The sequence below is a fragment of the Pseudomonadota bacterium genome, assembly GCA_022572885.1.
Classification (GTDB): Bacteria; Pseudomonadota; Gammaproteobacteria; order Steroidobacterales; family MnTg04; genus MnTg04.
Genome location: JACZVC010000029.1, coordinates 1 through 14,555, shown reverse-complemented (window position 1 = coordinate 14,555; position 14,555 = coordinate 1). Strand labels below are relative to the sequence as shown.

Below are 14,555 nucleotides of genomic sequence, written 5' to 3'. Positions count from 1 at the left end.
GGAGGAAAAGAAATGACGGCCCTGACTTGGATCCTGATCGCGGTGGCAGCTATCGCGCTCGCCTATCTACGCGCAAGTCTTTGGCAATGGACTGTTGCCGCTGCTGTTTTCATCGGTGGTTTACAGTGGCTCGGCGGACAGACCAGCGTCATTCCGTGGATCATATTCGCATTGCTGGCCGCTCCGCTTAATATCAGGCCGCTGCGGCGGATGATTCTGAGCAAGCCACTGATGGAATGGTTCAGTTCAGTTCTGCCGCCGATGTCCAGCACCGAAAAAGAGGCCATCGACGCCGGCACCGTCTGGTGGGATGGCGATTTGTTCAGTGGCCGGCCAGACTGGAAAAAACTGATGGATGTTCCGGTATCGGAACTCAGCGATGAAGAAAAGGCTTTCATCGATGGGCCGGTCGCCGAACTGTGTGAAACCCTGGACGACTGGCATATCAACAATGATCTGAATGATTTGCCTGAAGAATCCTGGAACTGCATCAGGAAAAACAAGTTTTTCGGCATGATCATTCCGAAAAAATACGGCGGCCTGGAGTTTTCGCCCAGGGCGCAGTCGGAAGTGGTCATGAAAGTCGCCAGCCGCAGCCTGGCCGCCGGGGTTACCGTCATGGTGCCAAACTCGCTAGGTCCAGGCGAATTGCTGATGCATTACGGCACAGAAAAGCAAAAAGATTACTACCTCCCGCGCCTCGCCGCGGGTAAGGAAATACCTGCATTTGCCTTGACCAGCCCGTACGCCGGTTCCGATGCCGGAGCGATGACAGATTACGGCATCGTCTGCAAGGGTGAATATGAAGGCCGCGAAGTCCTGGGCTTCAATATCAACTGGTCGAAACGCTATATCACGCTGGGTCCGGCCTGCACCATACTCGGCCTTGCATTCAAGGCTCGCGATCCCGATGGCTTGCTGGGCGACCGTGAAGAACTGGGCATTACCTGCGCGCTGATACCGAGCGACACGCCTGGCGTCAGGATCGGCGACCGGCATAACCCGGGCGGCGCCTTTCTCAACGGCCCGAATTTCGGCACCGACGTTTTCGTACCGATGGAGTGGATTATCGGCGGACAGGAATATATCGGCCAGGGCTGGCGCATGCTGATGGATTGCCTGTCGGTTGGGCGGGCGATTTCACTGCCCGCGCTCGGAGCAGGGGCCGGCAAGCTGTGCTCGCTGACCACCGGCGCTTACGCGCGGATACGCAAACAGTTCAAGACCCCGATTGGCCGCTTCGAAGGCGTCGAGGAAGCGCTTACCCGAATCGCCGGCCTGACTTATCGCATGGATGCCGCGCGTTGCCTGACTGCGTCTGCACTCGCTCTCGGGGAAAAACCATCGGTATTGTCGGCGATACTGAAATATCACAACACCGAGGGTATGCGTCAGTGTTTGAACGACGCGATGGACATCCACGGCGGCCGCGCGGTCTGTTGCGGGCCACGAAACTACCTGGTCTCGACCTATCGCACCATACCGGTGGCGATCACGGTCGAAGGCGCCAATATCCTGACTCGCAGCATGATTATCTTTGGCCAGGGGGCGATTCGTTGCCATCCCTATGTCCTGACAGAAATGCTCGCCGTTGCCAACGAAGACCCGAAACAGGGTCTGCGGGATTTCGACCGGGCAATGTTCGGGCATATCGGGTTTACGATCAGCAACGCGGTCCGCGCCGTGGTTGACGCGCTGAGCGGCTCCCGCCTGGTCAGCGTTCCCGATATCGGCCCCCTGACCCATTACCAGCGGCGCCTGTCGCGAATGAGCGCAGCATTCGCCTTTGTTGCGGATGTCGCGATGCTGATGCTGGGCGGCGAACTCAAACGCCGCGAGAAACTGTCGGCACGCTTTGGCGATATTCTCAGCCACCTGTATTTTGGTTCCGCGGTTATCAAGCACTACGAGGATCAGGGTCGTTGTCCAGAGGACCTGGTGCTGGCCCAATGGGTACTCGAGGATTCACTCGGCATCATCGAAGACCGCCTCGACGCCATATTTCGCAATTTCCCATCGTCGCTGGCCGGCCGCCTGATGCGTTGGCTGGTCCTCCCGTTGGGACGGCGAGCCAAGGGCGCCTCTGACAAACTTGGCCACGAGGTGGCTTCGATCCTGCTCGAACCCTCCGCAGCGCGCGACCGGCTCACCGAGGGATTGTTTATCAACCTGAAAAAAGACGACCCGGTCGGTCGGGTCGAACTGGCATTTCGCAAATCCGTCGACTCCGAGCCGCTGGAAATCAAGATCAGGAATGCTACCGGCAAGCAGGTCTTTCCCTATGATTACGAGGAGGCGGTCGCCGCCGGTCTCGAAGCCGGCGTAATCACCGATATGGAAGCTCAACTCATCCGCGAAGCGGCCGAGCTTGTGGATGACGCCTTGCAGGTCGATGTATTCCCCGGGGGAACAGCGGCGGCGCTTGCCGAAGACGAGGTTGCGCAGGCCGGTTAAATCAAGTCGCCGGTTTCGATCTCTGCATCGGTGTCGCGGACGATACGCTTGGGTTCGGAGACACCGTAACCCTGGGCATAATCCACGCCCATGCCCTTGAGCATGGCGATGATTTCCTCGTTCTCGGCAAACTCGGCAATCGTCTGTTTGCCGGTCAGATGACCGATTTCATTGATCGAGCGAACCATTTCACGATCGATCGGGTCGTGCAGGATTTCCTTGACGAAACTGCCATCGATTTTCAGGAAATCCACCGGAAAATGCTTGAGGTAGCCAAATGAAGACAGGCCTGTTCCGAAGTCATCCAGCGCGAAACGGCAGCCGAATTCTTTGAGCGCCTGAATAAACCGATTGGCTTGTGAATAACTGGCGATCGCCGCCGTCTCGGTGATTTCGAAGCAGATTTTTTCGGCATCCAGGCCGCTCATCTGTAACTGTTCGGTGACGAACGGCAAGAACTTGTCGTCACCGATGCTCAGGCCCGACAGATTTATCGAGCACATCGCCAGCCGCTCGCGCTCATCGGCTTCCGATACCAGCCAGCGGAAAGTATTTTCGATAACCCAGCGGTCGATTGCCGGCGTGATGCCGAATCTCTCGGCGGCGGATATGAATAAATCAGGCGTTACGATGTGCCCGTTTTCATCGCGCATGCGCAACAGGATTTCGTAATGGGAGCCGGTGTCGTTGTCCTGCAGCGGCATTATCGTCTGGCGGAACAATTCGAAACGGTTTTCCTCCAGTGCATTGTTGATGCGCGCGGCCCATTGCATTTCCTTGCGCCGACGCATCAGGTCGATGTCGTTTTCCTGGTAGCAGTGGATGCGATTGCGCCCCGCCTCCTTGGCGGCCGCGCAGGCACTGTCCGCTGCACTGAGTAACGCGGCCACGTCCTGGTTTTCCGAGCTAATCGGCACAATGCCGATGCTGACGCCGAGTCTGAAGGTTCTATCCTCCCAGACGAAGTGGAATTCCTTGACTGTTTCGCGCAGGTCTTCGGCGGTCTTCATCGCTTCATCCAGCGAGCAGCTTTCCAGCAACACGCCGAACTCATCACCACCCAGTCGCGCCACGGTGTCCCGCCAGCGGATTCTGGATTTCAACAGGGCGCCCAACTGGCCGAGCAGTGCATCTCCGGCGCTGTGCCCGCAGGTATCGTTGACGATCTTGAACTGATCGAGATCGAGATGACACATCGCGTAGGACTTTTCCCTGCTTTGCGCCGCTTTCAGGGCGCGCTCCAGTTTGTTCTCGAACTCGCGCCGGTTAACCAGGCCGGTCAGGATGTCGTGACTGGCGTGATAACTGAGTTTGCGGTTTAGCTCGCGTGACTCACTGACGTCGTGAAACACCAGGACGCCACCGCTAACGTCACCCGAGCCATTGCGGATCGGCGCGGCGGTACTTTCTATGTACAACTCATTGCCATCGCGGCGGATCAGCAGTGTCGGTCTGACGGTTTTTATCAGGCGGCAACGCTTGATCGCCATTGCCAGCGGGTTTTCCAGCGGTTCGCAGGTCTCTTCGTGGAAACTGCGAAATATTTCATCGACTTTCTTACCCTGTGCGTCCTCCAATGACCAACCGGTCAGGTCTTCCGCGATCGGGTTCAGGTAATCGACGATACTGTTTTCATCGGTGGTTACAACGCCGTCGCCGATGGACTGCAGGGTAATCTGCGCGCGTTCTTTCTCGCGAAACAACTCTTCTTCGTAGGTCTTGCGCTGGGTAATGTCGAGTTCGACACCAATCAGGCGGCGTACGTTGCCTGTTTCTGTCCTCAGGGCGAGCACACGGCTATGCACCCATCGCCAACCGCCTGCGCGATGCCGCATGCGATGCGTGCTCTCGAAACGGTCGGCGCGTCCATCCACATAAGCGCGCATTTCGCCCTGGACGCGACCCAGGTCATCCGGGTGCACCAGGTCCCGCCAGTCCGGAGAGTTCGTCAGTTCATCCTGTGCATAGCCCAGCATCGTTTTCCAGCGTGGTGAAAAAATGAGCTGCCGAGTTGCCGAGTCGTAGTCCCAGATACCGTCGTTTGCACAGATATCGTACACCTCCCGCAATTCCTCGATATTCGCCAGGCGATGCGCCAGGGTAAGTTTTTCCAGGCCGCACGCCAGCGAAGTACCGATCAGTTTCAGGAGCAGGTGGTAATCAACTTCCCAGCCATCGGGTTTTGCGGAATCCATGCAAAGACCCAACATCCCGGCCAAACGATCGCCGATGCTAAAAGCAGTAATCAGTATGGAACCAATATGTCTTTCGGCGAGGAACGCCGCGTCCGCATTGCTCGAGGCAACGCTAGCCGTGTCCGCGATCTCGACGACCCGCAAATGTCTCAGCCGCGCGCGAAACCATGAAAGCTCTTCGAGCTCCTTGCCATTGAGGACCTCGGCCGCACTCTGCGAAAAAGCCGTTTTCGAAACGATCAGCCGCTCGATTCGCGTGGTCTGATCGTCGAACAACGCGATGAATGCTGTATCGACTGACGAGGCTTTGAGCAAATTATCGAGGCAGGCCTGAAGTTTTTCGTCAGCATCGTCCGCACTGAGGTTTTGCAGATCGACGGCAACCTTGACGTATTGCAGATCAAGACCGGCCGAGGGTTTTTGGGATTGGCTAAGGATACCGGACAGGCTCGTATCCCGCTGCTCAGGTGCCTTGCCTTTCTCGCCTGCTGGTGAACTCATCCCGGAGTCCTCTCTTGTATTCTGGCGGCTCTCCTGCGAATCCCTTCCCTGGAATCCGGTACCTACAGCACATTGTGCAACAAATTCCGAGGAATGCAAGCTAACGTTATGTTATATCTCGAAAATAGCCCGTACCTTGGTCTGAAACAACCGCATCACAGGTGGTTAGCGCGCGCCCGAGGATATTCTGCGGTCGGAGACCTGGGCAAAAAGCCGGTTGTTGCCCTTGCCGCCGCCAGGATTCGGCTCCCTACGTCTTATTGGCTATGCCGAATGGCTGGTCGAATGCTTGAAATCAGCGCAAATTTATCAGTTATGATCGAACATGCGCTGAGTTGCAGGTCTGCCGGTTCGACAAGGTAGAGTTATTGATACATTTTGCGAGAAAAACTACACGCCGAACAGGAGTATCCCGATTGCCCAGCCTGCAAAATGACGTCAGCCTGATTCGGCGCGATCTCTTCTTCATCGTCATAGCGGGGCTATTGCTACTGGCTTCGGGAATGGGGCTGCGCGATCCATGGCCACCCGATGAACCGCGGTATGCGTTGATGGCGCGTGACATGGTACTCAACAATCAGTGGTTCTTCCCGGTACGGGCCGGCGAATACTACGCGCAGAAGCCACCGTTTTTTATGTGGTGTATTGCGGCTTTCTACTGGCTTACCGGGTCTTTGCGCATCTCGTTTTTACTGCCTTCATTGACCGCCGGGCTGGTGATCATGCTGACCGTCTACGACCTTGGGCGGCGCATCTGGAACCGGGAAACCGGTATCGCCGCGGTCATCTTGTTGCTGCTGACGATTCAGTTTCCATTGCAGGCGAAATCGGCGCAAATCGACGCCTTGCTGGTCATGTGGACGACGCTTGCGCTGTACGGATTCGCACGGCATATGTTTCTCGGGCCGAACTGGCGGATGTATTACCTTGGCGCCGCGGCGACCGGAATGGCGGTTATCACCAAGGGCGTCGGCTTTTTGCCCTGGCTGCTTTTTGTTCCCTATGCCTATGTCGTGAATCGGCGCTGGGCGGGTACACCGATACCGGGCGGCTGGCGCTGGGCACTTGGACCCCTGATCGCGATCGCCACCCTCTCCGCCTGGCTTATACCGATGCTGGTCCTGGTTGCCGGCAGCGGCGATCCGGCGCTCGCTACCTATCGGGATGAGGTCCTTTGGGGTCAGACCGTGCAACGCTATTTCGCCATTGAGGGCCATAACCAGCCGATCTGGTATTACCTGCTCGAAGTTATTCCGTGGTTGTGGATGCCGATGGCGGCGTTGTTGCCGTGGCTGATCCCGGCATGGCGCGAGCGTATCCGGCTGCGTGACAGCGTCATCTTTTGCCTGCTGGGCTGGACGCTCCTGGTGCTGGTGTTTTTCCATTTCTCTTCAGACAAGCGCGGCCTCTATCTATTCCCGTTGTTGCCGGCGCTCGCCCTTGCCGCCGCGCCGTTCCTTGCCAAGCTGGTAAAGCAAAAAAACGTCAGGCGCATGGCCGCTTTGCTGACGCTTATAGTCACGCTCGCCAGCTTGAGCCCGGTTATCTATTTCAAGCTGCTTGCCGCAGAACGGGGTCTCGAACTCGAGAATATTTACCTGGTTCGGCCCTGGGCGCCGCTGATCACCCTGGGTGTCGCCGGTTTCAGTATTTTTCTGGCCTGTCGCGTACGCCAGGCGGTAACCGGGTTCGCAATCATGATGGGCGTGGTCTGGATGGTTTACAGCTGGTGGCTCGGACCGCTGAGCAATGCGTCGCAAAACGGCTCCGACCTGATGATCTCGGCCGAAGAGATCGTCAGGCCGGAGCAGGAATTAGGCGTGGTCCGCTACAAGGAGAAATTCCTGCTGTTTGCCACCCGCCCGGTCACCCATTTTGGTTACAAGACCATTCCCCGCACTCAGGAGCTTTATAACGCCGTCGCCTGGCTGGACGAAAAACCCGATCGGATCCTGTTGCTCGAACAGGAGTTGTGGAAAAGTTGTTTTAGCGAAAGCCTCGCAAAACAAACCCTGTTTGCCAGCCGCCGCCGCTGGCACCTTGCAGACAGCCGCTCGGTGCTGGACGATTGCCGCGGACATGGCGATTCATCAGCGGCAATTCTCTACGATCCGCCGTATTGGCCGGATCATCCTGAGAATCGCTGATCGCAAAGCGCCAGCGCGCTTACAGTTCATGCGCCCCCGTCTCGCTTTCGCTCGACTCGACCAGTTGCAAGCGGACACCAAAGGTATCGCGTGGATCGATATCAACAACTTTCCAGTCATCCAGGCCATGCCGGGGCGTCTTGTCCAGGATGCGGCCGCCTTGCTTTTTGATTAAGGCGGATGCACTTTCTATATCGTCAACCTCAAAAGACATCAGGAAAAAGCCCTCGCCTTCGCTGGCCAGATGCCGGGCAGGCATACCGCCAGGATCCGTTGGCTGGACCAGGATTATCCAGACATTATCGAGCTGGAACCGAACGACCTTCGCCCCACGCTCGGGTAAAAACTCGATCTTGCCCGGCTCTACACCGAAAATGGACCGGTACCGCGACGATGCTTCTTCAAGGTCGCTCACCAGAAAATTAATATGATGTACTTTCTTGAGCATGATCTGACTCGCAATATCTATCGCGTGGAATTGGCCGACCCACTGCAAAAACATCCCACCTTGCGCCCTGGGTCGACATACCAGCCTTGGTTCGGGCTTTTCCTAATTTGTATACAAATTAGTCGTTTAAAGTGCTAGTTTACAGGTATATCGGCCTAATATAGACTATATTGTATACAAACCGACCCAAAGGGTCTTCATGTCGTTGGTGGCCGCAATCGCTGGCCACGGCCATAGCTAGCTGGGGGTGCGAGATGTCCAAATCTAATAAAGCCTATGGAGCTTTCGGTTCCACGATAATCCTTTTGATTGCCGGATTCGGCCTTTACTCGGGACCAGTCTTGGCACAACAAGACGGTGCAAACGCGATTGAAGAAATCATCGTAAGCGCACGCCGGATCGAGGAATCTTTGCAGGACATTCCTGCCTCAGTGACCGTACTGACCGAACAGGACATACAGCGTGCCGGTATCAGCAGGGCGGAAGATTTCATCAGACTGATACCAGGCGTATCGATGGTCAATGCGGCGGAAGTCGCGGATACACAGGTCAATATTCGAGGCATGAACGGGTCGCGTGATGCGGAAAACAGTTTCGCGTTTATCGTGGACGGCGTGCTGATGAGCAACCCCGCTGCATTCAATCGCGAATACCTCAACCTGAAGCAAATTGAAGTTCTCAAGGGTCCACAGGGCGCCCTTTACGGACGCAATGCGGCCGCTGGCGCTATTGTGGTCACGACTCGCGAACCTGGCGATGAAATGGAAACCCTTTTGAAGGCCAGTTTTGCCGGCGACGGGACCAATGTGGTCTCAGCTTATATAGCGGGACCGGCCGGTGCCGGTGACACGAAGTTCAGCGTGCAGGCTGATTTCCGTAACTCTGACGGCTATTACAGGAATACCGTTAACACCGGCAATGGCGTTGATAATTTCGAAAGTTTCAACATCAACGGCCGACTGTTGCTACACCCCAATGAAAATCTCAAAATCGACCTGAAAGCTCGCTACGGTGAAGTCGATGCTGCATCCATTACCTTTAACGCGGCATTTGCGCTGTCAACATTTGGAACGTTTGGTCCGGGCTTTGAGTTATTCCACGAGAACGTCAATACCCACAATTTTCTGTTCCAGGGAAATATTGACCCGCAAAACGATCAGGAAGCGCTCGAACTGTCGGCCAAATTCGATCAGGAACTGGCCAACGGCATGAGCCTGACTGGCTGGCTGCTTTACAGCAACATCGAAAACTCCCTCGCGGCCGATGGCACCAGTGGCGCGTTCGGTTTTTTCTTTTTCGAACCGACTTGCATCCAGACCTCTACCGCTTTATTCAATGCCGGTTTTACGCTTCCCCCGCCGCAGGTGTTGCTCCCGTCGGATGGAAGCTTTATGGGGCTTTTCCCGATCTTCGGCCCCTATACGCCGACCAGTTGCGACGGGACCCAGTACCAGGAGAGAAACCAGAAGGACCTGAGCTTCGAGCTTCGCCTCGCATCGGACCCGAGTCAGCGCATGCGGTGGCAAACTGGTTTTTATTATCTGAACATCGACCGCGAAGTCGGCGTCAACCTGGGCATCGATACCGGACAAGGGATTACCAACTCACTGTTTGTCCCGCAGACAGGGACCAACCCCACAGAACAGCTGGTGTGGGATCAGTTTGACACCGATGTCTGGGCGGTATTCGGACAGCTTCAATACGATATGTCGGACGATGTAGAGTTGTCTCTTGCACTTCGTTACGACAAGGAAAAACGCGATGTGCACAACTTGGTGCCAGTCGGTCCAACCACCCAATATGTCGATTTCACGCTGGATGGCTTTTCTTTGGGGGGCGCACCGCTCAACCCCGGTCTCGATCCGACGATTAATCCATCGGGCGTTATCGCCGACAACAGCGCGACCTTCGATGAATTTCAGCCGAAGGTCAGTTTGACCTGGGATTTCAATGACCAGTGGACCGCTTTTGGCAGCTGGGGGGTTGGCTTTAAGGCTGGCGGTTTCAATAACCAGGGCAGCTCTGCCACCGTCGACCTGTTTTTTAACCAACCACTCGGGCTCAACCTGGTCATCGACGATCAGTTCCGCGAGGAGACCTCCAGCGCTTTCGAGATCGGCGTGAAGTCTGCAGCGGACGGCGGTCGTGTACGATTCCAGGCGGCCTATTACCATACCGATGTCGATGACATGCAGTTCTTCGAATTCCTCGTCGGACCCTTTGGTCTGCTACGCGTCGTCTCAAATATTGACGACGTTAGTATCGATGGCTTCGAGATCGGTATAGATGCGTCTTTGAACGACTGGCTGACACTCGCCGCGGGCTTCAACTGGATTGACAGTGAAATCGAAGCGAACAGTTCACGGCCTATTACTGTGGGCAACGAATCACCGGCTACGCCGGAATACAACCATAACCTGGCTGCGCTGATCGATTTTCCAATCGGCGGAGACATGGATTTCTTTGCCAATCTTTACTACACGATGATTGGCGACACCTGGTTTCACACGATGCAGAACAACACGACATCGACCGTGTTCGATTATCCCTTCCTCTTCCCTGGTTTAGGCACTGGCAACTACGACCGGACCCGGCGTGACAGCTACGAGACGCTGGATGTCAGGTTGGGTATTAGATCGGGTAACTGGACGGTGGCCGCGATCGGCAACAACATCACCGATGAAAACTTTCTGGAAGAAGTGATCGTGGCACCAGAGTTTGGTGGATCATTTATTCATCCGGGAACCGAGGCTCGCTGGGGCGTAGAGTTTACTTATGCTTTCTAGCGCCCGGTCACTGTTGACGAAAAAACGCCGGCATGTGCCGGCGTTTTCTTTTCAGGCCTGCTTCAACGACGGCTGCGAGTGCGATTGTTTCGTCGACTGCAGCGTGAACCTGGCAGCCTGCACATGCGCGCGCATGACGGATGCCGCCCAGTCACCATCGCGCGCCTCAATCGCCCGAACGATTTCCAGATGATGCCGGGCACTCCGCTGCAAATCTTCGTCTGTGTAATCTCTGAAGGTCTCGAATACCAGAGGGGCGTCTTTTAGCGCACCAAGAACTGATTTCAGGCGCTCGCTGCGCGCAGCGACATAAAGCAATTTATGAAACTGGTCATTCAGATCCGTGATTCTTTCCAGATAGCCATGCGCCCTGCCACGGCCTTCAGCATACTGCGCCTTAGCCGCAGATTTCATTTGCGCAATCTCATCCTCAGTTGCATTGCTGGCCGCACGGCGCGCTGCGAAGGGTTCAAGAAGCACCCGCAGTTCGAAGATTTCCTCGGCGTCCGCGTCGCTCCAGGTTTTGACAAAGGCTCCCTGGTGGGGCACAAACTCCAGCAGCCCTTCTGCTTGCAGTCTCCTCATGGCCTCGCGGACAGGTGTTCGACTGACACCCGATGCCGCGGCAATTTCTTTCTCCGTAATACGCGCACCCGGGGGATACAGCGCCTCGATAATTCCGGCGCGCAGATCGTTATAGACTTTTTCTGCAGCTTTCACGACGTCTCTTGTTCAGCGCCAACGATAAATGCACAGGCAGACTAACATGCCATTGATTTCATCTTTGGCCGATAGTTACCCATTTCTGGAACTCCGGCTTCTTCGGCGGCTCCAGACCCGTTTCTGCAAGACATCGTTCTTTCAACTCTTCGATCGTTCCACCGCGATCGAACAAGCTCGTGTCACCACGGTCCGCCGTCATTTTCTTGCGCAATACGGAGGTGGCCTTCTGATCCACCTCATATCGATCACTGATGACAACACCATATCTTTTAGCCCCCGCAACACTGACCAGGCCGGCACGAACATCAAACTCGACCTTTTCGACCGGGCGTTTGAATGGGTCGCCCCAGCCTCCTCCGCCCCAGGTTTCATATAGCAGCAAATCATCAACCTCAACTTTGATCCGATCACACTTCGATGGAAGTATTTGTTCGGTCCCATCCTTACGTTGAAGAATTTTCTGACTTCGCTTGCCCGGCAATCCGCCATTCACTCCCCACGGGTAAGTCAACCAACGGTCGTCATGGATTGAAATCTGACCGGGCTCCAGGAACCTGTAGCCGACCCGGATAGCGTTGCCGCCTCTGTGAGTGCCAGCACCACCGGAATCGGTCACTGTTTCATATATCTCGATGCGCAAAGGAAAATATGCCTCGAGAAATTCGTTTGGAACATTGGTAAAACTCGGCCACAACGAGTGTCCATCCGGCCCGTCACCGAACGGTTTGCCCGGGATACCGCCAAAGCCGATCTGGTAAAGCTGATACCACTCACCATTCTTGTCATACCCCGAGTACATAAAATGGGGGCTGTCAGAGAATCCTGCGGCGCACAGAAAATCCGGATTGCCCTGGCCCAGCAACCCGCCCAAAACATCGAAAATCCGTCCGAGCGCGTGGGTACGGCAAGAAAGAGCCGCCGGTTTGCGAGGCTTCAACAATGTGCCGTCTGGAATATGGACTTCCATCAGGTCATAGAAACCGTCGTTAAACATGATCTGCGGATCAAACACCATGATCATGTACACGCCGCAGAACATTTTGAACATTTCCTCGTTTAACAGGAAATTGATCGAACCTATAGACTGTGGGTCGGTACCCGTGAAATCAAAATGGACTTTCTCACCTTCGCGCCACATCGTGCAGGCGATTTTGTACGGCCCCATGCCGACGCCATCGTCGCAGACATAGTCTTCGAAATACTGCTTCTCCTCGGGCACCGTATTCATGATCAACTGACGCATCGCCCGGCGGTTTCGCGCAAGCAGTTCATCCATCGCCGAATAAAAAACATCGTCGCCAAAACGGTCCGCGATTTCGATGCAGCGTTTTTCCGCCGTACGGCAAGCCGCAACGATCGCATTGAAGTCACTGAGATTCCAATGTGGTAACCGGCAGTTATGCAGGATCAGATTGAGAATATCCTCCTGCAACTCACCTTTCTTATAGATTTTTATCGGTGGAACGATGATTCCCTCTTCAAAAATATTGGTCGCGTCAGTTGGCAAACTGCCCGGCACTTTTCCACCCACATCCGTCATATGACCAAACATCGCCGACCATGCCAACAGGCGACCATCCTTGAATATAGGCAGCAACACCAACCAGTCGTTGGCATGACTGACCGCGCCATTGCACGAATAAGGGTCGGTGGTCAGAAAAATATCTCCCTCTTCCACCGTCCCGTCGAAACCTTCGAGGAAGCCGTATATAAAAGAACCGAACTGGCCGACAACCATTTTCCCGTCGACGTTGGCGATCATGGGAAATTCGTCATGCTGCTCACGAATACCGGGTGACATCGCCGTACGAAACAAAACGGCGTCCATCTCGTATCTCGCGTTACGCAGGGCATTCTCAATAATGTCCAGCGTGATCGGGTCAATATCAATCCTGCTAAAAGGCTGCGGAGTGCTTTCGATTAGTTTGGCGGTCATCCCCATACTCTCCTATTTCTCATCCGGGCGGATCAGAATATTTCCAAGTTTATCAACCTCGCCCGTGTACCCGGGCAATATCAAAGTCGTGGCATCCATTTCAACGACAATCGCAGGTCCGGCGATCCTGTTGCCGGCCTTGATTTTGGAACGATCGTAAATGCGGGCTTCCTGGTCGCAGTCATCAACAAAGATGGTTTCAGCCCCCATAATCGCTGCAGACGCGTCTTTACCCCCCGACTCGATCAAAGGCGCCTTAACCATTGTAGCCTCGCCCTGCACCACAGCGCGCACATTGACCACCTCTTTGTCAGCATCCAGGGCAAAGGTAAATAACTGCTCGTGGCGCTGGTCATATTCATCGGCAATGACATCCAGACCTTTGCTCCGCAGTTCATCCAGATCGACTTCGATGGTCAACGACAAGCCCTGACCGTGGTAGCGTACATCCACCTGGTAGCTGTTGGTTCGCTCCCCGCGGGGAACGTTTTCTTCGTCGAGTGACTGCGCCGCACTCTCGGCAAGCTGCTCAAGAATCGTAACCAGTTCCTCGCTGCTGGTGTCTGAAAAACGGCGGATAAAAGTACGCGACGCTTCGTCACGAATCCTGGTTGTCGCATCACCATAAGCGCACAAAACTCCAGGGCCAGGCGGAATAATAACGGGCCACGAATTCATCAATCGACCCAGCGCATTCGCATGCAGCGGACCCGCCCCACCAAAAGCGATCAGTGCGAAATCCCTAGGATCATGGCCTTGTTCGACCGAAACGAGTCGCAACGCGCCAACCATATTTTCGTTGACTATATCGACCATACCGGAGGCAGCCTTTCGCAGTGAAAGCCCCAGCGCATCGGCTATTTTTTGCACCGATTTTTCCGCCAGCTCGCGATCGAGATTCATTTCACCGCCAAGACGGGCGGCGGCGGGCAGATATCCCAGCGTAATGTTGGCATCGGTAACGGTCGGTTCATCACCGCCCTGGCCATAACAGGCCGGTCCCGGATCAGCTCCGGCGCTTTGTGGGCCGACTCTCAGCGCCTTGGTCAATTCGGGCACATGCGCAATCGAACCGCCACCGGCGCCAACGCTGCGCACATCGATCGATGATGCGCGTACGGTGATATCACCGACGGTCGTTTCTCTTCGCAGCTGGGCAACGCCATTTTGTACGAGCGCGACATCGGTCGAGGTACCACCCATATCAAAGGTCAATAAGTTGTCAAAGCCCGCCTGTTTAGCAATCCAGATTGCGCCGCTGACGCCGCCGGCAGGTCCACTCATCAACAGGTTGACCGGCAAATTTTCGGCCGCTGCAGCCGATGCCAAACCACCATCCGAACGCAGAACGTGAAGTTGCAGGTC

At 55.4% G+C, this 14,555-nt stretch carries 8 protein-coding genes; 3 read left to right on the top strand and 5 right to left on the bottom strand.

Annotated features, from left to right (window positions below; genetic code table 11):
* Positions 1-12: 12 nt before the first annotated feature.
* A complete protein-coding gene (locus tag IIA05_10645; protein ID MCH9027561.1) occupies positions 13-2,454 on the top strand; it encodes an acyl-CoA dehydrogenase in 2,442 nt (813 codons plus the stop codon).
* Here IIA05_10645 and IIA05_10640 read toward each other — a convergent pair.
* Complete coding sequence (locus IIA05_10640) at positions 2,451-5,150, bottom strand: EAL domain-containing protein (GenBank protein ID MCH9027560.1); 2,700 nt, start codon at positions 5,148-5,150, stop codon at positions 2,451-2,453. The two genes, IIA05_10645 and IIA05_10640, sit on opposite strands and share 4 nt — an antisense overlap.
* A gap of 416 nt (positions 5,151-5,566) precedes the next feature.
* On the opposite strand from IIA05_10640, the gene IIA05_10635 reads away from it, so the two are divergent.
* Positions 5,567-7,297, top strand: coding sequence for a glycosyltransferase family 39 protein (locus IIA05_10635; GenBank protein MCH9027559.1), 1,731 nt, complete (start codon positions 5,567-5,569; stop codon positions 7,295-7,297).
* 19 nt (positions 7,298-7,316) lie between these two features.
* Here IIA05_10635 and IIA05_10630 read toward each other — a convergent pair whose 3' ends face one another.
* On the bottom strand, positions 7,317-7,799 hold the full coding sequence (locus tag IIA05_10630) for a VOC family protein (GenBank protein ID MCH9027558.1): 483 nt from the start codon (positions 7,797-7,799) through the stop codon (positions 7,317-7,319).
* Positions 7,800-8,086: 287 nt separating this feature from the next.
* Here IIA05_10630 and IIA05_10625 point away from each other — a divergent pair, with 287 nt between their 5' ends.
* Positions 8,087-10,531, top strand: a complete 2,445-nt coding sequence (locus tag IIA05_10625) for a TonB-dependent receptor (GenBank protein MCH9027557.1) — start codon at positions 8,087-8,089, stop codon at positions 10,529-10,531.
* 51 nt (positions 10,532-10,582) lie between these two features.
* Here the strand turns inward: IIA05_10625 and IIA05_10620 are convergent, their stop codons facing one another.
* The 3 genes from IIA05_10620 to IIA05_10610 all read right to left on the bottom strand — a co-directional run.
* Entirely contained in the window at positions 10,583-11,251 is a 669-nt protein-coding gene (locus IIA05_10620) for a GntR family transcriptional regulator (GenBank protein MCH9027556.1), read from the bottom strand.
* A gap of 58 nt (positions 11,252-11,309) precedes the next feature.
* Positions 11,310-13,190, bottom strand: coding sequence for a hydantoinase B/oxoprolinase family protein (locus IIA05_10615; protein MCH9027555.1), 1,881 nt, complete (start codon positions 13,188-13,190; stop codon positions 11,310-11,312).
* Between the two features lie 12 nt (positions 13,191-13,202).
* Positions 13,203-14,555: hydantoinase/oxoprolinase family protein (locus tag IIA05_10610; protein MCH9027554.1), on the bottom strand; the 1,353-nt coding region annotated here is incomplete at its 5' end.